This is a genomic window from Streptomyces sp. H27-H5, assembly GCF_026627505.1.
In the GTDB taxonomy this organism is placed as follows: domain Bacteria; phylum Actinomycetota; class Actinomycetes; order Streptomycetales; family Streptomycetaceae; genus Streptomyces.
Map to the genome: position 1 here is coordinate 21307 of NZ_JAPNLK010000012.1, position 22168 is coordinate 43474.

The 22168-nt window shown below is 70.0% G+C and carries 17 protein-coding genes, 1 tRNA gene and 4 pseudogenes; 5 read left to right on the forward strand and 17 right to left on the reverse strand.

What is annotated here, in order from left to right; translation table 11 throughout:
• Nucleotides 1-49 precede the first annotated feature (49 nt).
• Genes OTB19_RS07870 through dnaK form a run of 4 tightly spaced genes read right to left on the reverse strand, consistent with a single transcriptional unit; the run spans nucleotide 50 to nucleotide 4273 of the window.
• Nucleotides 50-511 (reverse strand): heat shock protein transcriptional repressor HspR, encoded by a 462-nt coding sequence (locus tag OTB19_RS07870; protein WP_053684360.1) that lies wholly within the window; start codon nucleotides 509-511, stop codon nucleotides 50-52.
• Nucleotide 512: 1 nt separating this feature from the next.
• On the reverse strand, nucleotides 513-1703 hold the full coding sequence (dnaJ, locus tag OTB19_RS07875) for a molecular chaperone DnaJ (RefSeq protein ID WP_267797306.1): 1191 nt from the start codon (nucleotides 1701-1703) through the stop codon (nucleotides 513-515).
• Between the two features lie 39 nt (nucleotides 1704-1742).
• Nucleotides 1743-2426, reverse strand: coding sequence for a nucleotide exchange factor GrpE (grpE, locus tag OTB19_RS07880; RefSeq protein WP_267797308.1), 684 nt, complete (start codon nucleotides 2424-2426; stop codon nucleotides 1743-1745).
• Entirely contained in the window at nucleotides 2426-4273 is a 1848-nt protein-coding gene (gene dnaK, locus OTB19_RS07885) for a molecular chaperone DnaK (RefSeq protein ID WP_267797310.1), read from the reverse strand. Before dnaK ends, grpE begins: the two co-directional genes overlap by 1 nt.
• A gap of 235 nt (nucleotides 4274-4508) precedes the next feature.
• Between dnaK and OTB19_RS07890 the strand changes: the two genes are divergently transcribed.
• A complete protein-coding gene (locus tag OTB19_RS07890) occupies nucleotides 4509-5108 on the forward strand; it encodes a sugar transferase (RefSeq protein WP_324290506.1) in 600 nt (199 codons plus the stop codon).
• Nucleotides 5109-5218: 110 nt separating this feature from the next.
• Nucleotides 5219-7441: pseudogene (locus OTB19_RS07895) on the forward strand (heterodisulfide reductase-related iron-sulfur binding cluster); the annotation flags it as partial.
• Between the two features lie 610 nt (nucleotides 7442-8051).
• On the opposite strand, the gene OTB19_RS07900 reads toward OTB19_RS07895, so the two are convergent.
• Entirely contained in the window at nucleotides 8052-8840 is a 789-nt protein-coding gene (locus OTB19_RS07900; RefSeq protein ID WP_267797312.1) for a hypothetical protein, read from the reverse strand.
• 269 nt (nucleotides 8841-9109) lie between these two features.
• On the opposite strand from OTB19_RS07900, the gene OTB19_RS07905 reads away from it, so the two are divergent.
• Entirely contained in the window at nucleotides 9110-10021 is a 912-nt protein-coding gene (locus OTB19_RS07905) for a Yip1 family protein (protein WP_267797314.1), read from the forward strand.
• Between the two features lie 197 nt (nucleotides 10022-10218).
• On the opposite strand, the gene OTB19_RS07910 is transcribed toward OTB19_RS07905, so the two are convergent.
• Together OTB19_RS07910 and dcd are read right to left on the reverse strand one after the other, a co-directional pair.
• Nucleotides 10219-10716 carry a phosphoribosyltransferase gene (locus OTB19_RS07910; protein WP_267797316.1) on the reverse strand — a complete coding sequence of 166 codons (498 nt, stop codon included), beginning with the start codon at nucleotides 10714-10716 and terminating at the stop codon, nucleotides 10219-10221.
• Nucleotides 10713-11300 (reverse strand): dCTP deaminase, encoded by a 588-nt coding sequence (dcd, locus tag OTB19_RS07915; RefSeq protein WP_053675430.1) that lies wholly within the window; start codon nucleotides 11298-11300, stop codon nucleotides 10713-10715. Before dcd ends, OTB19_RS07910 begins: the two co-directional genes overlap by 4 nt.
• A gap of 502 nt (nucleotides 11301-11802) precedes the next feature.
• On the opposite strand from dcd, the gene OTB19_RS07920 reads away from it, so the two are divergent.
• A tRNA-Gly gene (locus OTB19_RS07920) sits at nucleotides 11803-11873 on the forward strand.
• Nucleotides 11874-12154: 281 nt separating this feature from the next.
• Here OTB19_RS07920 and OTB19_RS43380 read toward each other — a convergent pair.
• Nucleotides 12155-12745, reverse strand: a pseudogene (locus OTB19_RS43380) (ABC transporter ATP-binding protein); the annotation flags it as partial.
• Nucleotides 12742-13152: pseudogene (locus OTB19_RS07935) on the reverse strand (ABC transporter permease subunit); the annotation flags it as partial. The pseudogenes OTB19_RS07935 and OTB19_RS43380, both read right to left, overlap by 4 nt.
• Nucleotides 13153-13178: 26 nt before the next feature.
• Between OTB19_RS07935 and OTB19_RS07940 the strand changes: the two are divergent.
• The gene (locus tag OTB19_RS07940) at nucleotides 13179-13628 is read left to right on the forward strand and encodes a DUF5753 domain-containing protein (protein ID WP_324290507.1); all 450 of its coding nucleotides are present in this window, start codon (nucleotides 13179-13181) and stop codon (nucleotides 13626-13628) included.
• Nucleotides 13629-13945: 317 nt separating this feature from the next.
• On the opposite strand, the gene OTB19_RS07945 is transcribed toward OTB19_RS07940, so the two are convergent.
• The 8 genes and pseudogenes from OTB19_RS07945 to OTB19_RS07980 form a co-directional block, all read right to left on the reverse strand.
• Entirely contained in the window at nucleotides 13946-14674 is a 729-nt protein-coding gene (locus tag OTB19_RS07945) for a hypothetical protein (protein ID WP_267797421.1), read from the reverse strand.
• Nucleotides 14675-14750: 76 nt separating this feature from the next.
• Nucleotides 14751-15428 (reverse strand): annotated as a pseudogene (locus tag OTB19_RS07950) (ice-binding family protein); the annotation flags it as partial.
• Between the two features lie 1183 nt (nucleotides 15429-16611).
• Nucleotides 16612-17337, reverse strand: a complete 726-nt coding sequence (locus OTB19_RS07955; RefSeq protein WP_267797320.1) for a hypothetical protein — start codon at nucleotides 17335-17337, stop codon at nucleotides 16612-16614.
• Between the two features lie 110 nt (nucleotides 17338-17447).
• Nucleotides 17448-17885: a hypothetical protein gene (locus OTB19_RS07960; RefSeq protein WP_267797321.1), complete on the reverse strand. Its 438-nt coding sequence runs from the start codon at nucleotides 17883-17885 to the stop codon at nucleotides 17448-17450.
• 142 nt (nucleotides 17886-18027) lie between these two features.
• Nucleotides 18028-18663 (reverse strand): DUF305 domain-containing protein, encoded by a 636-nt coding sequence (locus tag OTB19_RS07965; RefSeq protein ID WP_267797323.1) that lies wholly within the window; start codon nucleotides 18661-18663, stop codon nucleotides 18028-18030.
• Between the two features lie 87 nt (nucleotides 18664-18750).
• Nucleotides 18751-19179: a DUF6153 family protein gene (locus OTB19_RS07970; RefSeq protein WP_267797325.1), complete on the reverse strand. Its 429-nt coding sequence runs from the start codon at nucleotides 19177-19179 to the stop codon at nucleotides 18751-18753.
• A 52-nt stretch (nucleotides 19180-19231) separates the two neighbouring features.
• Nucleotides 19232-21625 (reverse strand): heavy metal translocating P-type ATPase, encoded by a 2394-nt coding sequence (locus OTB19_RS07975; protein WP_267797326.1) that lies wholly within the window; start codon nucleotides 21623-21625, stop codon nucleotides 19232-19234.
• A 255-nt stretch (nucleotides 21626-21880) separates the two neighbouring features.
• The gene (locus OTB19_RS07980; RefSeq protein WP_267797328.1) at nucleotides 21881-22111 is read right to left on the reverse strand and encodes a DUF2933 domain-containing protein; all 231 of its coding nucleotides are present in this window, start codon (nucleotides 22109-22111) and stop codon (nucleotides 21881-21883) included.
• Nucleotides 22112-22168 lie beyond the last annotated feature (57 nt).

Genomic DNA, 22168 nt, shown 5'->3' on the forward strand with positions numbered 1-22168 from the left:
GAGATCCGGGCGGGGCCTTCGCGTCGAACGGCGGTGTCGGGCGGCGGTGTCAGTCCATCGGGCGCTTGGGGCGCCAGACGACCAGGGCGCTGCCCGGCTGCGGCGGCTGGTACGGGACCAGGTCGCGGCGGTACGAGGCGTGCACCTGCGCCTCGCGGGCCTGGAGCGCGGCGGCCGCGCCGTCCACGGCCGTGGACAGTTCGGCCACGCGCTGTTGGAGGGCGGCGACCTGGTTCTCCAGTTCGATGATCCGCTTGATGCCGGCCAGGTTGATGCCCTCGTCCTGGGACAGCGCCTGCACCGTGCGGAGCAGCTCGATGTCCCTGGCCGAATATCGACGTCCGCGGCCGGCCGTCCGGTCCGGGGAGACCAGACCGAGACGGTCGTACTGACGCAGGGTCTGCGGATGCAGTCCCGAGAGCTGGGCGGCCACCGAAATCACGTAGACCGGGGTCTCATCAGTGAGCTGATAAGCCCCGCCCAACCGGGACTGTCTGCGGCGGCCGTCCATGTCATGCTCCCTTCGCGGACTCGAACAACGCGGCGCGCGGGTCCTGCGACTCCGTCGCGTCGCGGAACATCTCCAGGGCTTCGCGGGCCTTGTCGGACAGCTCCGAAGGCACCTCGACCTCCACCGTCACGAGCAGGTCGCCGCGGGTGCCGTCCTTGCGGACCGCGCCCTTGCCGCGGGCCCGCATCGTACGCCCGTTCGGGGTGCCCGGGGGAAGCTTCAGGGTCACCGGGGGACCGCCCAGCGTCGGCACCTTGATGTCGGCGCCCAGGGCGGCCTCGGCGAACGTCACGGGGACGGTCACCGTGAGGTTGTCGTCCCGCCGGCCGAACACCGGGTGCCCGTCGACGTGGACGACGACGTACAGGTCGCCGCCCGGGCCGCCGCGCTCGCCCGGGGCCCCCTTGCCGCGCAGTCGGATCCGCTGGCCGTCGGAGACGCCCGCCGGGATCCGGACCTGCATGGTCCGGGAACTACGGGCCCGCCCGCTGCCCTTGCAGATGTCACAGGGGGTCTCGGCGATCAGGCCGCGCCCCTTGCAGTCGGCGCAGGGGTCGGTCAGGGAGAAACCGCCACCGCTGCCCCGCGAGACCTGGCCGGTGCCGACACAGGTCGGGCACACCCGGGGGGTGCCGTTCTTGTCGCCGGTACCGGAACAGGCCTTGCAGGGCGACTGCGAGGACATCCGGAGCGGGACGGTCGCGCCGTCCACGGCCTCCGTGAACGACAGCGTGACCTCGGACTCGATGTCCTGGCCGCGGCGCGGCTGGGTGCGGGGCCCCGCACCCGGGCCGGCGCCACCGCGGTTGAACAGGCCGCCGAAGACGTCGCCGAGGCCGCCGCCGAAGCCGCCCGCCGCGCCGCCGCCCTGCTGCTGCTGACCTCCGAAGAGGTCGCCGAGGTCGAAGTTGAACGAGCCGCCGCCCCCGCCCGGACCGGGGCGGAAGCCCCCGTTGCCGAACAGGGCGCGGGCCTCGTCGTACTCCTTGCGCTTCTTGGCGTCACCGAGGATGTCGTTCGCCTCGGAGATCTCCTTGAAGCGCTCCTCGGCCGAGGCGTCGCCCTTGTTGGCGTCCGGGTGGAACTCGCGGGCGAGCTTCCGGTACGCCTTCTTGATCTCGGCCTCGGTGGCGTCCTTCGGGACACCGAGGACCTTGTAGTAGTCCTTCTCGACGAAGTCCTTCGTGCTCATCCCCGGTGGCCCTCCTCTCGTGCGGCTACATGGTGGACGTCAGCCCTTGTCGGGGGCATCCGCGTCCTTGTCAGACGGCGTGTCGCCGTCCGCGGACTCGGACTTGGCGGCCGGGGCCGCCCCGGGCTGGGGCTCGGCCACCGCGACCCGCGCGGGGCGGATCGTGCGCTCGCCGATCCGGTAGCCCGGCTGCAGGATCGCCACGCAGGTGTCCTCGGTGACATCCGGCGCGTACGAGTGCATCAGGGCCTCGTGGATCGTCGGGTCGAAGGGCTCGCCCTCCTTGCCGAACTGCTGCAGCCCCATCTTGGCGGCGGCGGTCTCCAGCGATTCGGCCACCGACTTGAAGCCGCCGACCAGTTCGCCATGCTCCCGTGCCCGGCCGATGTCGTCCAGGGTCGGGAGCAGTTCCGTCAGGAGGGACGCGACCGCGATCTCCTTGACGGCGATCCGGTCCCGCTCCACCCGGCGGCGGTAGTTCTGGTACTCGGCCTGGAGCCGCTGGAGGTCCGCGGTGCGCTCACCGAGCGCGGTACGGGCCTGGTCCAGCTGCGCCAGGAGGGCCGTTTCCTGGCCGACGGCCTGAGTGTCCGAGTCCCCGGCCGGGGCCTCCTTCTCCTCCGGGGAGGAGTCGGCGGCCTTCGGCTCGGCGGCGGCGTCGTCCGCGTCGGCGCCGGTGGGGACTTCAGGCTTCTCGTCGAAACCCGGGGTCTCCTCCGACATCAGGCAGCGCCACCCTTCGGCTTCTCGTCGTCCACGATCTCGGCGTCGACGACGTCGTCGTCGGCCTTGGCCTGGTCGGCGTCACCGGTCGGCGCGCCACCGGCCTGGGCGGCCTGCGCGTCGGCGTAGATGGCCTGGCCGAGCTTCTGGCTGACCGCGGCGAGCTTCTCGGTCGCCGTGCGGATCTCCGCGGCGTCCTCGCCCTTGAGCTTTTCCTTCAGCTCGGTGACGGAGGCCTCGACCTCGGCCTTGACGTCGGCCGGGACCTTGTCCTCGTTGTCCTTGACGAACTTCTCCGTCTGGTAGACGAGCTGCTCGCCCTGGTTGCGGGACTCGGCCGCCTCCTTGCGACGCAGGTCCTCGTCCGCGTACTGCTCCGCCTCCTGGCGCATGCGGTCGACCTCGTCCTTGCCGAGCGAGGAGCCGCCGGTGACGGTCATCTTCTGCTCCTTGCCCGTGCCGAGGTCCTTGGCCGTGACGTGCATGATGCCGTTCGCGTCGATGTCGAAGGAGACCTCGATCTGCGGGACGCCACGCGGGGCCGGCGGCAGGCCGGTCAGCTCGAACATGCCGAGCTTCTTGTTGTACGCCGCGATCTCGCGCTCGCCCTGGTAGACCTGAATCTGCACGGACGGCTGGTTGTCCTCGGCCGTCGTGAAGATCTCGGACCGCTTGGTCGGGATCGTGGTGTTGCGCTCGATGAGCTTGGTCATGATGCCGCCCTTGGTTTCGATACCGAGGGACAGCGGGGTCACGTCGAGGAGCAGGACGTCCTTGACCTCACCCTTGAGCACGCCCGCCTGGAGGGTCGCGCCGATGGCGACGACCTCGTCAGGGTTGACGCCCTTGTTGGCGTCCTGACCGCCGGTGAGCTCCTTGACGAGCTCGGCGACGGCCGGCATGCGGGTGGAGCCGCCGACCAGGACCACGTGGTCGATCTCGGACAGGTTGATGCCCGCGTCCTTGATGACGTTGTGGAACGGGGTCTTGCAGCGGTCCAGCAGGTCCGCGGTCAGCTGCTGGAACTGCGAGCGCGTGAGCTTCTCGTCCAGGTGCAGCGGGCCCTCGGCAGACGCCGTGATGTACGGCAGGTTGATCGTGGTCTCCGTGGAGGAGGACAGCTCGATCTTCGCCTTCTCGGCGGCCTCGCGCAGACGCTGGAGCGCCATCTTGTCCTTGGACAGGTCGACGCCGTGGCCGTTCTGGAACTGCTTCACCAGGTAGTCGACGACGCGCTGGTCCCAGTCGTCGCCACCGAGGTGGTTGTCACCGTTGGTGGCCTTGACCTCGACGACACCGTCGCCGATCTCGAGGAGCGACACGTCGAAGGTGCCGCCACCGAGGTCGAAGACGAGAATGGTCTGGTCGTCCTTGTCGAGACCGTAGGCCAGGGCGGCGGCCGTCGGCTCGTTGACGATGCGCAGGACGTTGAGGCCCGCGATCTCGCCGGCTTCCTTCGTCGCCTGACGCTCGGAGTCGTTGAAGTAGGCCGGGACGGTGATGACCGCGTCCGTGACCTTCTCGCCCAGGTACGCCTCGGCGTCGCGCTTCAGCTTCTGCAGGATGAAGGCGCTCATCTGCTGCGGGTTGAAGTCCTTGCCATCCAGGTTGATCTTCCAGTCAGTGCCCATGTGGCGCTTGACGGAACGGATGGTCCGGTCCACGTTCGTGACCGCCTGGCGCTTGGCCACCTCTCCGACGAGGACCTCGCCGTTCTTGGCGAAGGCGACGACGGACGGCGTGGTCCTGGCGCCCTCGGCGTTGGTGATGACGGTGGGCTCGCCGCCTTCCAGAACGCTGACGACGGAGTTAGTGGTGCCCAGGTCGATGCCGACCGCACGTGCCATTTCGATTCCTCCAGCTGACTTGAGTGGAACAGACTCAACCATGCACCATCGCCCGCGCCGACGTCAACAGAGCTGAGTCGAGGGCGCTCAACTTTTATCCCGCCCTTACGCTCACCAGGGCCACGACACGCCGCCGGCGCCCGCCCCGTCCGCCACACAGCCGAGCGGGCGACCCTCCGGCCACCACCCCGCGCGGCATCCGGGGACCGCCGAACGTGTGGGGCACCGTGCCTCCATGCGCCCGCAACCACCCTCGCCGCGCCCACCCCGGACGTTCCGCCTGCCCACCCCGTCGAAGCCGAACCCGTCCGCCCCGCCGGGGCCCTGCCGGCCCGCCTTCCCGCGCCCCGACCTGTCCACCAAGCGGGTGCTCGACCTCGTCGGCGCGGTGATCCTGCTCGGGGTGTTCGCCCTGCCGCTGCTCGCCGCCGCGGGGCTGCTGTACGCGGGCCGGCGCGGCGTCCTCGTACGGGAAGCCGCGCTCGGGCGGGGCGGGCGGGAGTTCCGGACCTGGCGGCTGCGGACGCGGGACACCGGTCGACCGGGCGCGGTGGTGGAGCGGTGCGGCCTGGACGCGCTCCCGCAGCTGCTGAACGTGCTGCGGGGGGAGATGTCGCTGGTCGGACCGCGCCCCGAGGCGGCCACGGATCGGCCCGAACGACTCTTCGTACGCCCCGGAATGACCGGATTGTGGCAAGTCAGCGCGCGCTCCGACCTCCCCTGGGAGGAGATGACCCTGTTGGACCGGCACTATGTGGAGAGCCATTGGCTGGGGATGGATCTCGCGATCCTCGCGCAGACACCTCGGGCCGCCTGTCTACAGAGGCATGCCTGAGCGACACAGATCACCGCTCGCTCACCTACATTGCGGCGCGGGAACTGGGTAACCTCAAGCCTTGACTCAATAAGTTACCGCTTAGTAAGTCCCGCCCGAGGAGCCCTCCCATGCAACTCGCCGCGATCATCGTGTCGCTGGTCCTGACCGTGGTCGGCGTCGCGCTGCTCGCCCGAGCCGTGGCGCAGATCTACCGGTTCGTGAAACTCGGCCAACCCGTGCCGGCGGGTAGCCGCACGGACAACCCGAAAGCACGAACGATCACCCTGGTCAGGGAGTTCCTCGGCCACAGCCGCATGAACCGCTGGGGCATCGTCGGATTCGCCCACTGGTTCGTCGCCATCGGCTTCCTGACGCTGCCTCCGACCCTGGCGCAGGCCTACGGCCAGCTCTTCCAGGCCGACTGGACGCTGCCGATCATCGGCGGCTTCCTGCCGTTCGAGCTGTACATCGAGTTCATCGGCGTGATGACGATCCTCGGCATCCTCGTGCTGATGGGCATCCGCCTGGCCAACCTTCCCTCGCGGGCCGGTCGCAAGTCGCGCTTCACGGGCTCGAAGGCCTGGCAGGCGTACTTCGTCGAGTACATCATCCTGACCATCGGCCTCGCGATCCTGACGCTGCGCGGCCTTGAGGGTGCGATCCACCACGTCGACCACTACGAGCCGGCGTACTTCCTGTCGTACCCGCTGGTGCTGGCCTTCAAGGGCCTCTCGGTCGACACGCTCCAGACGCTCATCTACTTCACCGCGATGATCAAGATCGGCACCTCGCTGATCTGGATGATCGTCGTCTCGCTCAACACCAACATGGGTGTGGCCTGGCACCGCTTCCTCGGCTTCCCGAACATCTGGTTCAAGCGCAACGCCGACGGCGCGGTCGCGCTCGGCGAGCTGAAGCCGATGACGAGCGGCGGCAAGGAGATCGACTTCGAGGACCCGGGCGAGGACGACGTCTTCGGCGTCTCCCAGGTCGAGCAGTTCTCCTGGAAGGGCATCCTCGACTTCTCCACCTGCACCGAGTGCGGTCGCTGCCAGTCGCAGTGCCCCGCCTGGAACACCGGCAAGCCGCTGTCGCCGAAGCTCCTGATCATGTCGCTGCGCGACCACGCGCACGCCAAGGCCCCCTACCTGCTCGCCGGTGGCGGCAAGGACATGGAGGGCAACGAGAAGGCGACGGCGGAGCAGCTCAAGGACGTTCCGGCGGCCGCCCTCGCGGAGGCCGAGCGCCCCCTGATCGGCACCGCCGAGGAGAACGGCGTCATCGACCCGGACGTGCTCTGGTCCTGCACCACGTGCGGCGCGTGCGTCGAGCAGTGCCCGGTCGACATCGAGCACATCGACCACATCGTCGACATGCGGCGCTACCAGGTGATGATCGAGAGCGCGTTCCCGTCGGAGGCGGGCACGATGCTCAAGAACCTGGAGAAGAAGGGCAACCCCTGGGGCCTCGCGAAGAAGCAGCGCGTCGAGTGGACCAAGGAGGTGGACTTCGAGGTCCCGATCATCGGCAAGGACGCTGAGGACCTCTCCGAGTACGACTACCTCTACTGGGTCGGCTGCGCCGGCGCCCTGGAGGACCGGGCGAAGAAGACCACGAAGGCCTTCGCCGAGCTGCTGAACATGGCGGGCGTCAAGTTCGCGATCATGGGCGGCGACGAGAAGTGCACCGGTGACTCCCCGCGCCGCCTGGGCAACGAGCCGCTGTTCCAGCAGCTCGCCCAGGAGAACGTGGCCATGCTCAACATGGCCTTCGGCGAGGACGACGAGGACGAGTCCACGAAGAAGCCGAAGTCGGCGAAGCGGATCGTCTCCACCTGCCCGCACTGCTTCAACACCATCGCGAACGAGTACCCGCAGCTGGGCGGCGAGTACGAGGTCATCCACCACACGCAGCTGCTCCAGCACCTGCTCGACGAGGGGCGGCTGACGCCGGTCACGCCGGTGGACGGTCTGATCACCTACCACGACCCCTGCTACCTGGGTCGGCACAACAAGGTCTACACGCCGCCGCGCGAGATCATGTCGGCCGTTCCGGGGCTGCGCCAGCAGGAGATGCACCGCCACAAGGAGCGGGGCTTCTGCTGTGGCGCCGGTGGCGCCCGGATGTGGATGGAGGAGCGGATCGGCAAGCGCATCAACAACGAGCGTGTCGACGAGGCCCTGTCCCTGAACCCGGACATCGTGTCGACGGCGTGCCCGTTCTGCCTGGTGATGCTGACCGACTCGGTCAACGGCAAGAAGAACGACGGCCAGGCGAAGGAATCCGTCCAGGTCGTCGACGTGGCGCAGCTGCTGCTGGAATCGGTGAAGGCACCGGGTCCGACGGCGGAGGAACTCGCCGCGGAGGCGCTCGCCGCGGAAGAGGCGGAAGCGGCCGCCGCGGCCGCCGCCGAAGCCGAGGCGGCGGCGAAGGCGGCCGCGAAGGCGGAAGCCGCCGCGAAGGCTGAGGCGGAGGCCAAGGCGAAGGCGGAGGCGGAGGCCCAGGCGAAGGCGGAGGCGGAAGCCAAGGCGAAGGCGGAGGCGGAAGCCAAGGCTGACGCGGAGGCGAAGCCCGAGGCGGCGGCGGAAGCTGCTGTCGAGGCCGAGGCGAAGCCGGAGCAGGCCGAGGCGAAGCCGGAGCAGGCCGAGGCGAAGCCGGAGGCGTCCGCGCCTGAGGCCGAGGCGTCCGAGGCGGAGGCCGACACCAAGGCCGCGGCGGAGCCCGTGGCCGAGTCGAAGCCCGAGACGCCCGTGGCGGCCGAGCCCGAGGTCGAAGCCGAAACCGAAGCGAAGGCCGAGACCAAGGCCGACGCGAAGGCCGAGACGAAGGCCGACGCGGAGCCCGCGGCGGAAGAGGCGAAGCCCGAGGCTGCCAAGTAGGTGTAGGTACACCCACAGGAACGGCCGGCCCCCACTCGGGGGACCGGCCGTTCCGTCGTTTCCCGGCGGCGCCGGCGGCGGTCTACTTGCCGCTCGCGACCGTGTACCGCTCGATCAGCTTGCCGCTGTCGAAGTCGTACACCCAGCTGTTGCCACCGCTCTTGCCGTCGATGACGACGAACTTCACGTGCCGGCCGTCCCGGACGAGCTTGTACATCCAGCCGTCGTTCAGCGCGTTCGGGTCCTTCAGGTCGATCGTGCCCAGCCGGTGCCCGTTCGCCGTGGACAGGTCCACGCGCTTGCCGTGCACGCCGTACACCGCCTCCGCGACGTTCCCGTCCGGCATGACGATCCGCGCGGCGCTCTCCTGCTCGACCACGGGCTTCGGCTTCGACTGCGGCTTGGGCTTCGGCTTGGGCGCGGCCTCGACCCACGAGCTCACGGTGCCGTTCGGGTAGAGGGTGATGTGCACGCCGTTGTTCTGGCCGTACGCCGGCCGCCCGTCCCTGCTGACCAGCGTGCCCAGCTTCGTGGAGCCGGCGAAGACGTCCGCCTCGACGTGGTCGACGCCGATCTCGTAGATCTTGGCCACCGATCCGTCCGCCAGCCTGGCGGTGGTGACGTACCCGCGGGCCGGCTTCGTGGGCGAGGCGCCGGCCGGGACCGTGGACGGGACGGTCTGCGGGGTGGTCGGCGGGGGCGTCGGGTCCACGGCCGGCTGCTCGACGCCGGGCAGCACCTGCGGATCCGGGGCCGCCGGCGAATCCGCGAAGGCGGCCCCCACGGGGAGCGCCAGGACGGCGGTCGCGCCGGCGAGGACGGCGGCGGTACGGAAGGCGGTACGGCGGCTGGTGGGGCGGGGGCTGCGCATGGGGGGACTCTTTCCGTGCTCGTTCGGCGTTCGTGACGCGTGGTGCGTGGCGGCGACCCTCACGAAGCTACGGGTCCGATATCTCCGCATTCAGTAGAGAACGTAACGAACCTCCGCAGACTGCCCCTCAGCCACGTAAATCCCACCGGCCTCAGGGGTGGGGAGAACCCCCCGGGGTTCCCCTAGGGGATGTCACAGCTCAGCCGCAAAGGCCCCCTGTTCCGGCCGCCCGACCACCATCACCCGCCGGAGCAGGTACTTTCGATCACGTGGCTGGATTCAGGATCGGACGCGGCCGGGACAACAACCGCACCCCGCAACAACCCCCGCAACCCCCGCGGCAGCAGCCGTACGGTCAGCAGCAACCGCCGCAGGCACCGTACGGCCGACAGCCCTACCCGCCTGCCGGCGGGCCGCCACCGCAACAGCAGTGGCCGCAGCAGGGCGCGCACGGGGACCACGGCGAGCCCGAGTACTTCGACCCGTACGGACAACAGCAGCAGCCGCACCACGGGCAGCAGCAACCCCCGTACGAGCCCTCGTACGCGAACAACCCGGGCTTCACCCAGGCCTTCTCCATCGGCGAGGACCCGTACAGCCAGGGCGCGACGTACCACGCGGGCGCGGCGGCCCCGGCCGGTCCGCGGCTGCCCTGGAAGGAGCTCCTGCGCGGCATCGTGATGCGGCCGGGACCGACGTTCCTCCAGATGCGCGACTACCCCGTCTGGGGTCCGGCGCTGATCGTGACCTTCCTCTACGGTCTCCTCGCGGTCTTCGGCCTCGACGACACCCGCGAGGACGTCATCAAGGCCACCCTGGCCAACGCCGTCCCGATCGTGCTCAGCGCCGCCGTGGCGTTCGTGCTCTGCGGCCTCATCCTGGGCGCGGTCACGCACACACTGGCCCGCCAACTGGGCGGCGACGGCGCGTGGCAGCCGACGGTCGGCCTGTCGATGCTGGTCATGTCCATCACCGACGCCCCGCGACTGCTGTTCGCGATCTTCCTCGGCGGCGACAACATCGTCGTCCAGGTCCTGGGCTGGGTCACCTGGCTGGCCGCCGGCGCCCTGTTCACTTCGCTGGTGAGCAAGTCGCACGACCTGCCGTGGCCGAAGGCGCTGGGCGCCTCCGCGATCCAGCTGGTCGCCCTGCTGTCCATCATCAAGCTGGGCACGATCTGACCGCCGCCGTACCCGGTAGGAGCGAGCGTACGAAGGGGCCCGGCGCGCACACCGCGCGCCGGGCCCCTTCGTACGGTCGGCGCCCGCACGAACCCGGCCCGTACGGCGCCGCGCCGGCTGAGGACGACACGAAGACGGGGCCGGGCGCTGTCCGCCCGGCCCCGGATCACTGCCGTGTCACCTCACGACGCCACGTGTCAGGCGTCGAGGATCTGACCCTCGCGCTTGACCACGGGCGGCTCGACCGACCACGGGAAGTTGATCCACTCGTCGGTCTTCTTCCACACGTACTCGCACTTCACGAGCGAGTGCGACTTCTCGTAGATGACCGCGGAGCGCACCTCGGCGACATGGCCGAGGCAGAAGTCGTGGACGAGCTTGAGCGTCTTCCCGGTGTCGGCCACGTCATCGGCGATGAGGACCTTCTTGTTCGTGAAGTCGATCGCCTCGGGCACCGGCGCCAGCATGACCGGCATCTCCAGGGTGGTGCCCACGCCCGTGTAGAACTCCACGTTGACGAGGTGGATGTTCTTGCAGTCGAGCGCGTAGGCCAGACCACCGGCCACGAACACACCGCCGCGGGCGATGCTCAGGATGATGTCCGGCTCGTAGCCGTCGTCGGCGATGGTCTGCGCCAGCTCGCGCACGGCGCGACCGAAACCCTCGTAGTTCAGGTTCTCGCGTACGTCGCTCATGCCTCGTGCCTCACCTGGGTGCGGTGGAAGTTCTGGAAGGAGCGCGAGGCCGTCGGGCCGCGCTGCCCCTGGTAACGGGATCCGTACCGCTCGCTCCCGTACGGGAACTCCGCGGGCGAGCTGAGCCGGAACAGGCACAGCTGCCCGATCTTCATGCCCGGCCACAGCTTGATCGGCAGCGTCGCGAGGTTCGACAGCTCCAGGGTCACGTGACCGGAGAACCCGGGGTCGATGAACCCGGCCGTCGAATGCGTCACCAGACCGAGGCGCCCCAGACTGGACTTCCCCTCCAGTCGGGAGGCGATGTCGTCGGGCAGCGAGATGACCTCGTACGTGGAGGCGAGCACGAACTCGCCCGGGTGGAGGATGAACGCCTCGTCGCCGTCCGGCTCGACCATCCGCGTCAGATCCGACTGCTCGGTGGCGGGGTCGATGTGCGCGTACCGGTGGTTCTCGAAGACCCGGAAGAACCGGTCGAGACGTACATCGATGCTGGAGGGCTGCACCATCGACTCGTCGAACGGGTCGATGCGAACCCGTCCGCTGTCGATCTCGGCCCGGATGTCTTTGTCAGAGAGAAGCACGCCCCGAGGATACGCAGAGCGCACGGGCCACCCCCAATCGAGAGCGGCCCCCGCGCGCCTGCCGACGCCTGCCGACGCCTGCCGACGTCTACCGCGCCTGCCGACGCCTCGCGACCTCGCGACTAACGCTTCGCGCCGCCGACGGGCACCGCGTGCCTCAGCCGCGCGCACCGCAGCAGCCGCCCGGGCCCGATCCGACCGGCACCGAGGTGCTGCAGCGGAAACGAAGCGGTGCTGAATACATGCCCTTCGGCACAACGGACGACGGTGTGCTCCATCGAGTCCCTTTCCCCAACCAGCCGTACTGCGACGAATCGCCACATTAAGGGATGACCGGGACCCACTCCAGCCGCCGCTCCGAACCCCTACGGTACGCCCCAACTCCCCCTCGTACGCGCCTCGCTGCACCCCCCACACAACGACGACCCCGCGGCAAATTCACCGGGGGTCGATCATGGGGTAGAGTGTGCAACGATACGGCTCCAAGCAATTGGACCCCTGTGCGGATGTAGTTTAATGGTAGAACATGAGCTTCCCAAGCTTATAGCGCGGGTTCGATTCCCGTCATCCGCTCTTGCAAGAAGGCCCAGGTCAGCGACCTGGGCCTTCTTCGTTGTCTAGACCTCTATGGCCCTACCGTGCCCTCCGCGTGCCCCAACTCGCGTAAATGCCCTGGCCGGAGGAGCCCGGCGCACCATCCGCGCCACCTCGGCGCCGCGCACCTCAAGAACGCGGCGGGCTGACGACACCGCGCGACCAGGTGATGAATGAGGGGTGGCCTCGCCGGTGATCCGGATACCGGTGTCTTCGCCCGAACGGACGGCGAGGGGGCCCGCGACGCGGACGTCGATCGGGGTGTCCAGGACGGCGGTGGCGCCGGTGGCCTGGAGGGCGGCCCGGACGTCGGCCCGGACCCTGGTCCGCAGGGCGCTGTCCAGCGCGTTGAACGGCTCGTCGAGCAGGACCAGTTGGGGGCTCGGGGCGAGGGCGCGGGCCAGGGCGATGCGCTGCTGCTGGCCGCCGGACAGCTCGTGGGGCATCCGGTCGCCGTAGCCCGCCAGTCCGACCAGCTCCAGCATCTCCTCGGTACGACGGCGGCGGTCGGCCCGGTCGAGGGAGGTCAGGCCGAAGGCCACGTTGCGAGCCACGCTCAAGTGGGGGGAAGAGCGAGCCCTCCTGGGGGACGATGCCGATCTGCCGGTGTTCCGGCGGCAGGTGCACGCCCGGCCCGGTCAGCACGCGTCCGCCGACCGAGACCGTGCCCGCGTCGGCGCGCAGGAAGCCGGCGATGATGCGGAGCATGGTCGTCTTGCCGCAGCCGGAGGGGGGCCGAGTACGGCGGCCAGGGCGCCGGCCGGCACCGTGAGGTCGAGGCCGTCGAGGACGGGTGGGGCGTCGGGGCCGCCGTAGGACTTGGTCAGGCCTTCGATGTGCAGTCCGGTCATGTGCGGTGCCTCCCGAGGAGGTAGGAGGGGATGGCCGCGAGCAGGATCAGCGCGGCGGCGTACGGGGCCGCGGCCGCGAAGGATCCGCTGCCGGTCTCCGTCCACAGCCAGGTGGCCAGGGTGTCCATGCCGGTCGGGCGCAGCAGCAGGGTCGCGGGCGGTTCCTTCATGCAGACCCCGAAGGTCAGCGCGGCTCCCGCGGCGACCCCGGGGGCGGCGAGCGGCACGGTGATCTCGCGCAGTACGCGCCAGGGGCCGCGGCCCAGCGACCGGGCGACGTCCTCCAGTGCGGGCGGGGCCTGGAGGACCGCGGCGCGGGTGGCGGCGACCGCGATGGGCAGGAACAGTACGGCGTACGCGCAGACCAGCAGCGGGAGTTCCTGGTAAAGCGGCCGCCACTGCCGAACAGGCCGCCACCCGCCTCGCAGTGCGGATGCGGCGCCAGGACCGGCCTCGCGCCCCGGGCAACCCACTGCGCCTATGGGCCGTGCTGGACGCATCGGCGCTGTGCCGCGTCGCGGGCAGCCGCGAGGTCATGCGCGAACAGCTGAAGCATCTGGCCCACCTCAGCGCCCAGCCGCACGTCACCATGCAGGTCCTCCCCCACGATGCAGGTGCGCACCCAGGCGTCTCGGGACAGTTCACGCTGCTCGAGTTCGCCGACACCACCGATGGGAGCGTGGTGTATCTGGAGAGGTTCACCAGCGACCTCTATCTGGAAAAACGATCCGACGTGGGACGCTACAGCGGCATGCATGCGCACTTGTGGGCCCAGGCGCTGAGCCCGGACGGCACCCGGCATTTCATCAAGGAAACCATCAGGGCGTACACCGACCCCGAATCGTGCCCGGATGCCCGCGCGCTGTCCCTGCCGAGCCCGTGAGCGCCACTGAACCCCCGGACGATGTCTCCAGGGGCTCAACTGCCGAACGGCGGACCGAACTGCCTATGTGGTTGATCGAGCGTCAGCCTTTCTGTGAAGGGCTAGTCCTGTCGGATTGCTCCATCTCGCCGGGTCCGCCTCATGGCGAAGACGGCCGAGCCTCCGACGAATGCCGGCGCGGCTGCAGTGGCGGCCATGATGCTGACCTCGCCGCTCAAGTCGGTCGCGGTGAGGGCCCGGCGTCGTCTCCTTCGACCGCAGGCCGGTGGCGGCGCTTACAGGGGTGAAGTTGACGTTCTTGGCGGTGTGCCCCGGACCTACGTGGCCCAGAGCATCGTGGAAGCCGCCTGGTAGGAAGTCGGCCGACTAGGCCTTGCCCTGGTCGGAGCCGTCGTGGCCGTGCCCGGGCTTGCCGTGGCCGTGCCCGGGCTTGCCGTGGTCGTGGCCGGGCTTGCCGTGGTCGTGATCGTGACCGTGCTCACCGTGCTCGCCCTCGTCGTCGTGACCGTGGTCGTGATCGCCCGCGTCACCCTTTTCACCCTTGTCGCCGCGAGGCCCCTTGGGTCCGGCGGGTCCGGCGGGTCCGGCGGGTCCGGCGGGTCCGGCAGGTCCGGCAGGTCCAGCAGGTCCAGCAGGTCCAGCAGGTCCGGGGGCGCCGGTCGGTCCGGGGGCGCCGGTCGGGCCAGGGGCGCCGGTCGGGCCAGGGGCGCCAGGACTGCCGTCAGGGCCGGGAGCACCCGTCGGGCCGGGGGCGCCGGTCGGGCCGGGCGCACCCGTCGGGCCGGGGGCGCCGGTCGGGCCGGGCGCGCCAGGACTGCCGTCAGGGCCGGGAGCACCCGTCGGGCCAGGGGCGCCGGTCGGGCCGGGGGCGCCGGTCGGGCCAGGGGCGCCAGGACTGCCGTCAGGGCCGGGAGCACCCGTCGGGCCAGGGGCGCCGGTCGGGCCAGGGGCGCCAGGACTGCCGTCAGGGCCGGGAGCACCCGTCGGGCCCGTCGGGCCAGGCGAGCCGGTCGGCCCGGGAGGCCCAGGCGGCCCAGGCGGGCCAACGGCGCAGGCCGCCCTCGTGATGGTGTTGGTGTCCAGCGTGACAGCGCCATTGCGCGCCAGGGCACGGCCTTCGAGCACGGCGCCCGTGTTCAGCGTGATGGACGTCAGGGCCAGGATGTTGCCCTTGAACTGGGAGGTCGTGTCGATGGTGGCGGAGCTGCCCACCTGCCAGAACACGTTGCAGGCATTTGCCCCGTTGATGAAGGCCACGACACTCGCCGGAGCCGTGATCAGGGTCGAGGGGATCTGGAAGATGAAGACGGCATCGGGGTTGTTCTGGCCGTCGAGAGTGACCGTTCCGGTGATGTTCAGTGTCGACGAGGCCGTGTAGACGCCGGGCGCCAGCGTTTGTCCGCCGATATCGGCCGAAGTGGCGGCGCCGGGTCCCCGGCTTGCCGCGTCGTTGTAGGCGACGACGAGGTCGGACTTCGCCTGAGCGGCGGCGGCGTCGGTGACGTGCTGCGTTCCGTTGACGATGCCGGGCGGAAAGCCGGTTACCGATGTGCCCGGATGGAGCCCCAGATCTCCGTTGATGACGGAGGGGCCCGTGTTGGTGACCGTTGAACCGGCCAGGACCGCGTAATTGGTGGTGGTCCCCAGCCCGACGGGAGCTTCCAGGGCGTGAGCGAGGGTCGGGACCAGGGTTGCCGCCGCCAGGATCGCTGCGGGGAGCAGGACAAGGGCTCCCCGTTTGAACAGATTGCGTCGAGGCCTTCTGTCGGGTGGACCCGACCGGATGACATCCAATGACACAGCAGGACCTTTCTTGTTGCTTCGGGTCTCAGGTCCTCCCGGAGGAGGTTCCCGAGCGCCCGCGACGATGGCTGCGCGGGGCCGCAAGCCCCTACCCGCGCCGGGCGCGCAGGCTCCTGAGCGGGGACTTCGAGAGCGGCTCCCTGCCCGAGCTAGTGATATGCCGTCACACGGGAACAGTCACGCATATTCCACCGTAATTGCCTACAAATCAGAAAAAATGGTCTATGTGAGTGACGTAACGTCAGGAAGCCGCCTCGGAGGCAGGGCCGTCTCCCCCCGTCCCTGCGAGCTTCGAGGTCGCGTCGGGCGGGACATGACAGACCCCGGCCGGGCTCTGTGCGTGAGGGCGAGTGGTTCTCCGGCCAAAAGGTCTCGTCGCGCGGGTCCTCTTCACGCAGCAGGCCGTCTTCGCGGCGGCGCGAGGCCGCCGTCTGGCCCTGCTTCTGGACCTGCTTCAATCCCGTCTCATTCAGGTCGGTGCAGCAGCGTTCAGCACCGTCCACGCTGCAGACGGGCGGAGGTACGGGAACGCTCATGAACCCAGGTGAACACCCAAGAATACTGGACTGACCTGCGCCAACAGACTTGCATATGATGCACAGCCGGCGCTGGCAGGTCTGCTCGTGGCCATCGACACAGCCTGACCGTCCGGCAGTCGGCACGACGATGCATGGCTGGACGCCAGGGCGAGCGGCTCGGAACGCTCCTCGCACGCGGCCCTGCGCTCGTACCTCGCAGATCAGGCCGGCCAAGCACTCTTAGCGGCGCGTGCCCTTACGTGCCAGTCAGGGCGGTAAACAGCGGTCGGCAGAGGACGCCCGGAACCCTTGGAATCCACTTCGAAAGACACATCTTCGCAGGTCAGCACCCCAACGAGCCTCAAGTACCGGGGGATTCCCAAGCTTATAGCGCGGGTTCGATTCCCGTCATCCGTTCTTCTGCGAAGCCCCAGGTCAGCGACCTGGGGCTTCGTCATTGTCTAGACCTCTCCGGCCCCGCCGTGCCCTCCGCGTGCCCCAACTCGGGGGAATCGCCTGCTCGGAGGGGTCGCGGCGCACCGCATCGGCCACCTCAAGCCCAGGTCGTCTCGAATCGCGAGACACCTTTCGTGTGACCTGCACCGCCCTCGGGCGCCTTTGTGTGAATTCGCTTCCACAAAGCCGCCGTTGGCGGCATGTCCCTAGTGGGCATGCCCGTCGTTGTGGGTCGGTGCAGGCGAAGAGGGCTTCGGCGTGGGAGAGGCGCCCTGGGCAGGGGCAGTCGGTACGGGTCCGGTCGGTTCGGGGGCGGAGCCGTGGTTGTCTGCCGGTTCCCCTTCGGTTCCATGGCTGTGCCCGCCGCCCGGGGCGCCTTCCTTCGAAGCGGCAACCTCACGCAGGCCGAAGAGGGCGAGGGCCGCCACGGCGAGGACGGCGAGCCCCACAGGGCCGAAGATCCGGTGCCAGGGCGTGTCTGCGTCCTTGATGACGTAGGCGACGAAGGAGACGACCAGACCGGCGGGGACGAGGACGGCGCCGCGGGCAGGGAAGTCGTCGAAGTGCTGGAGGCCGCCGCTCAGCATGCCGATGCCGAACGAGAGCAGCAGCGAGGAGCCGATCACGGCCAGCATGCGCGGGAGCCCGGGACGCTCCCGGGTAAGGAGGAACTCGTTGAGGACCGTCGCCGCGAGGAAGACGAGGGCGCCGTAGACGGCGATTCGGGTGTAGCGGTCGGGGTCGAGCGGGTGGTGGACGACCGCGCCGCTGATGAGGCCGGCGCCGACGAAGTAGCCGACGTATCCGAGGTAGCGGGCGGCGAACGACCGCTTGCGGGAGGAGTGCTGCTTGCGCCGGGCGGCCCGCCCCACGGCGGGAGGGGCGGGCGCGGCGTCCGGGGTCCGGGCGCCGAGGAGCTGGGTGGAGGTCATGTGCGAGTTCCTTGGGTGCTGCGGGCGGGGCTCATCGCTGACGAACCCGCTGTAGGGCGGGCCGGGGTCGACAACGAGAGTCAGGTCAGATCGGGGCAAAGCACCCGGACCTATACCTGTTGCACCACTGAGTCGAGGGAACTGTGCAAGGAAGGAAGGCTTGCCGGGAAGGTCCGGCACCAGGACTGCGGCGTCGTCCCGGCGTCGGCGGGAGCCAGCTCCGCGAGGGGGACCAGTGGCGGGCCGGGCAGGTCACAGCCCTGCTGCAGGTGGATGGTGGCGCACGCCGCGGCGGGGTGGGAGTGCCCGCTGTCGTCGTCGCGCCCGCCGGACGTCTCGTCGTGGTCGGGCCGGGCACCTTCGGTCTCCGCGAGCGCCGGGTGGGGCACTGCGACGCCGCCACCGGTGACATGCGCGGAGGCGCTTTCGGCTCCGGCGGCGTGCGTGTAGAGGAAGGCGAACAGCAGGGCGGCCAGCCACAGCAGCCGCAGCGGACCCGCCGGGCGGCGGGTCCGCCTCGTGCTGAAAGCAGCCCGGGCCGTGACCATGCCGGGACCCTATCCGGCTGTCATCTCCCACTGTCCGGCAGCCCCGTTGTTGATCACACGAATTGGGGATCTTGTCCGGTTCAGGGAACCGCGGTGCTCGGCCCTGATGGAGCAGGGCGGCGAGGTCGCAGCCCTGCCGCTGTCAGCCTGTCTTGAGCATGGTGCGCATCTGGGCGATCTCGGCGGTCTGGGAGGTGATGATGTCGTCGGCCAGGGCCGTGGCGGGGCCGTAGGCGCCCTGTTGCTTCTCCGTCTTGGCCATGTCGATCGCGCCCTCATGGTGCTCGATCATCATGGTCAGGAACATGGTGTCGAAGGCGTTGCCCTTGGCGTTGCCGAGCTGGTTCATGTCCTGGTCGTTCATCATCCCGGGCATGCCGGAGTCGTCATCGCCGTGGCCCATGCCATCCATGCTGTGGCCGGTGGGGACCTTCTCGCCCCACGCCTTGAGCCAGCCGGACATGGTCTCGATCTCCGGGGCCTGGGCCTTCTTGATTTTTTCCGCGAGTGTCTTGACGTCGGCGGAGGCGCCGTGGGTGGCGACCATGTCGGACATCAGGACGGCCTGACGGTGGTGGGGGATCATCCCCTGCGCAAAGGTGACGTCCGCCTGGTTGTGCCGGTCGGCCTCTGTCGACGCCGGGGCGGTCGTGGTCGCGGGAGTGGTGCCGGCCGTGTTCGCGCTGTTGTCGCTGCCGCACGCGGCCAGGACCAGGCCGGCGGCGACCGCGGTGGCCGCCAGGACCGCGCGGTGCGCCAGGGATCGGTTCGTGTTCATTTCGTTGGGCTCCAGTGATCGGATGCGGGAAGGAAGGGCTGGGCCGTCCGTGGCCGGCGCCCTCGGCGCGTGCCACAGGAGGAGCCCCTATATCCGCAGGATCTGGAGTTCGGCGAGCAGGGGTGGTGCCCGCCCTCCGGCGGGCTCGTAGGCCGGCGCGAGCAGCAGCGCGGCCAAGGCGTCGGCGATGCCGCTCGGCATGCCGGTGAGGGGCGCGGTGTCCGGCGCGGCGATGCCGGGGGATCCGGGCAAGGCCGCGGATGCGCACATCTGGTCCGCGTGGCCGCCGTGGCGGGCCGGGCCCGAGTCATCGTCGGGGCACAGGTACTGCGGGCCGGCCTGCACTGCCGCCACGTGGTGGGACGTGTGCTCGGTGGCACCCGTCGACGGCAGCGCGGCGGCAGTGCCCAGCGCATGCATGCCGAGCAGCCCGAGAGTCAGTCCGAGAACGAGCAGCAGCCTGAGCCGCAGCATCGGCTGGGGCTGCGGCGGCGTGCGGGGCTCGCGGACGGTCACATTTCCCACCGTAGGCCGCACTCGTACCCGGCGCAGCGCGGCCTGGGCCCGGTCACCGGCCATTGCCATCACTTCCGTCCGCCGGATCCGTAGGGGCAGGGCGCGGCAGGCGGAGGCGTTTGAGGGCGAGGGCGTTGACGGCGACGATGATGCTGGATCCGGACATGGACAGTGCCGCGATCTCGGGTCGCAGGACCAGGCCGGTGGCGGGTTCGAAGACGCCTGCGGCGATGGGCAGGGCGATGGCATTGTAACCGATGGCCCAGCCGAGGTTCTGGCGCATCTTGCGCACGGTGCCCCGGCCGATGCGCAGGGCGGTGGGGACGTCGAGGGGGTCGGAGCGCATCAGGACGAGGTCGGCTGTCTCGATGGCGACGTCGGTGCCGGCGCCAATGGCGATGCCCAGGTCGGCCTGGGCGAGGGCGGGTGCGTCGTTGACGCCGTCACCGACCATGGCGACCCTGCGGCCGCCGCGCTGGAGCTCGGCGATGGTGGCGGCCTTGTCGCCGGGCAGGACCTCGGCGATGACGGTGTCGATGCCCAGACGCTGCGCGATCCGTTCGGCTGTGGCCTGGTTGTCGCCGGTGAGCATGACGACCTCGACGCCCAGGGCGTGCAGTTCGCGTACGGCAGCCTCGGAGGTCTCCCGCGGTGCGTCGGCGATGCCGATGAGGGCTGCGGCCTGGCCGTCGACAGCGGCGAGGACGACGGTGCGGCCGGTGGCTGCGAGCTCGTCCCGCGGGGCGGCCAGAGGACCGAGGTCCACGCCTTCGCGTTCGGCCAGCCGGCGGTTGCCCACGGCGACCCGGTGGCCGTCCACCACGGCGGTCGCCCCGTGGCCGGGAACGTTCTCGAAGTGCCGGGCCTGCGCCGGCCCGACGCCGCGCGACTCGGCGTGGCGTACGACCGCCTCGGCCAGCGGGTGCTCGGACTCCCGCTCGACGGCCGCGATCAGCCGCAGGATCTCGTCCTCGTCTCGACCGGGCGCGGTGATCACCTCGGTGACCTCGGGTTCGCCCTTGGTGAGGGTGCCGGTCTTGTCCATCACCACGGTCTGGATCCCGGCGGACGTCTCCAGGGCCATCGCGTTCTTGAACAGGACTCCCCGCTTGGCCCCCAGCCCGGTGCCGACCATGATCGCGGTGGGAGTGGCCAGGCCCAGCGCGTCCGGGCAGGTGATGACGACCACCGTGATCGCGAAGAGCATCGCGCTGCTGAAGGGGCGGTCGGTGGCCAGCAGCCAGACGGCGAGGGTGAGCGCGCCGCCGATGAGGGCGACGAAGACCAGCCAGAACGCAGCGCGGTCGGCGAGCCGCTGACCCGGCGCCTTCGAATTCTGGGCCTCCTGGACCAGCTTGACGATCTGGGCCAGTGCCGTGTCCGCGCCCACCCTGGTCGCCCGTACCCGCAGGGTGCCGTTGGCGTTGAGGGTCGCACCGACCACGGCGTCGCCCGGCGCCTTGTGCACCGGCAGGCTCTCCCCCGTCACGGTCGACTCGTCGACCTCGCTCTCGCCCTCCTCCACGACCCCGTCCGCGGCGATCTTCGTCCCGGGGCGTACGAGCAGCAGGTCACCGACGGCCACCTCGGCGGTGGCGACCTCGACCGGTTCGCCGTCCCGCAGGACGACGGCCTTGGGCGGGGCGAGGTCCAGCAGCGCGCGGATGGCGTCGTTGGCGCCGCCGCGGGCGCGCATCTCGAACCAGTGGCCGAGCAACACGAAGGACGCCAGCACGGTGGCGGCCTCGTAGAAGACGTCCCCGCCGCCGGTGAGCGTGACGATGAGGGAGTACAGCCAGCCCGCGCCGACGGCGACCGCCACCAGCACCATCATGTCCAGCGTCCGGGCGCGCAGGGCCCGGACGGCGCCGACGAAGAAGATCGAGCACGAGTAGAAGATCACCGGCAGGCTCAGCAGGAGCGCCCACACGTCCTGACGGAGCCCGAACGGCACGGGCACGTGCCAGCCGAAGACCTCCTCCCCGATCGGGGACCAGATCACGATCGGAATGGAGAAGATCACCGCGACGAGGAAACGGTTGCGCATGTCGGCGGCCATCGCCGCCATCGACATCCCCGCATGACCGCCATGACCGTGATGGCCGTCATCGTCCACCGTCGCCTCGTGGGGCGAGTGCATGACCTCTGGCTCGTGCCCCACGTGCGCGGGCCGCACGGCTTCGGGCGCTCGCGCGGGGCCGGGCGGGTCAGGCTCGTCCATCGGGTCGCAGATGTGCGACGGCACCGACTGGCCGGCGCAGTGGTAGCCGCACTCGGTCACCCAGCCGCGCAGCTCGGCCAGTGAGGTCCGCGTCGGGTCGAAGACGACGGTGGCCGACTGCGCCACGGGGTTGACCTCGACGTCCAGGACACCCGGCCGGCGGCCCAGAACGGCGGCGACGGTGTTCTGCTGACTGGCACGCACCATGCCCCGCACGTCCAGCACCGCCGTGCTCCGATCCTTTCGCGGATCGCTTGGTCCAAGTCCTGGCGGGTGCCTCATGCGCGTTCAGCTCCTGGGCGCGTACGTGCTCATCCATGTAAACGGTTCGCCTGCCGGCAGCCTGCGGCGGTCGCACCCGCGCCGCAACGGCTGATACGGCACGCGGGCGCACGACGGCGCGGAAAGAGAAGCGGGGCGACGTTCCCGTGCCAGCGGTGTCAGTCGGGACGGGCCCGCCTCCCGCCCCCTGCCAGGCGGTCACTTCCGTCGGGGCCTGGGATGGTCGTCGTGCCTGCGGTCCATGTCCTGCATGTCGTGGCCGTCGCTGTTGTCGCGCATGCCTCGCATCATGAAGAACATCATCAGCGGGCACATGGCAATGATCGCGATCCAGGCCAGGGCCGCCAGCGGGATTCCCAGTGCGAGGGCTCCGACCAGAACGATCGCCGCGGCGATCGCGTAAAGGCCGTAATTGCGGTTGGTGTTCACGGCGTCTCGCTTTCCTCAGGAGAGGGCGGGAGCATGCTGTGCCCGCGCATCTTCATG

What these genes read in the sequence shown, in the direction of transcription:
- OTB19_RS07940 (WP_324290507.1), top strand. Translation starts at nt 13,179, where the DNA reads ATGCGGCGCCAGGACCGGCCTCGCGCCCCGGGCAACCCACTGCGCCTA.
- OTB19_RS07890 (WP_324290506.1), top strand. Translation starts at nt 4,509, where the DNA reads ATGCGCCCGCAACCACCCTCGCCGCGCCCACCCCGGACGTTCCGCCTG.
- OTB19_RS07900 (WP_267797312.1), bottom strand. Translation starts at nt 8,840, where the DNA reads ATGCGCAGCCCCCGCCCCACCAGCCGCCGTACCGCCTTCCGTACCGCC.
- OTB19_RS07960 (WP_267797321.1), bottom strand. Translation starts at nt 17,885, where the DNA reads ATGGTCACGGCCCGGGCTGCTTTCAGCACGAGGCGGACCCGCCGCCCG.
- dnaJ (WP_267797306.1), bottom strand. Translation starts at nt 1,703, where the DNA reads ATGAGCACGAAGGACTTCGTCGAGAAGGACTACTACAAGGTCCTCGGT.
- grpE (WP_267797308.1), bottom strand. Translation starts at nt 2,426, where the DNA reads ATGTCGGAGGAGACCCCGGGTTTCGACGAGAAGCCTGAAGTCCCCACC.
- OTB19_RS07870 (WP_053684360.1), bottom strand. Translation starts at nt 511, where the DNA reads ATGGACGGCCGCCGCAGACAGTCCCGGTTGGGCGGGGCTTATCAGCTC.
- OTB19_RS07955 (WP_267797320.1), bottom strand. Translation starts at nt 17,337, where the DNA reads ATGACCTCCACCCAGCTCCTCGGCGCCCGGACCCCGGACGCCGCGCCC.
- OTB19_RS07965 (WP_267797323.1), bottom strand. Translation starts at nt 18,663, where the DNA reads ATGAACACGAACCGATCCCTGGCGCACCGCGCGGTCCTGGCGGCCACC.
- OTB19_RS07910 (WP_267797316.1), bottom strand. Translation starts at nt 10,716, where the DNA reads ATGAGCGACGTACGCGAGAACCTGAACTACGAGGGTTTCGGTCGCGCC.
- dnaK (WP_267797310.1), bottom strand. Translation starts at nt 4,273, where the DNA reads ATGGCACGTGCGGTCGGCATCGACCTGGGCACCACTAACTCCGTCGTC.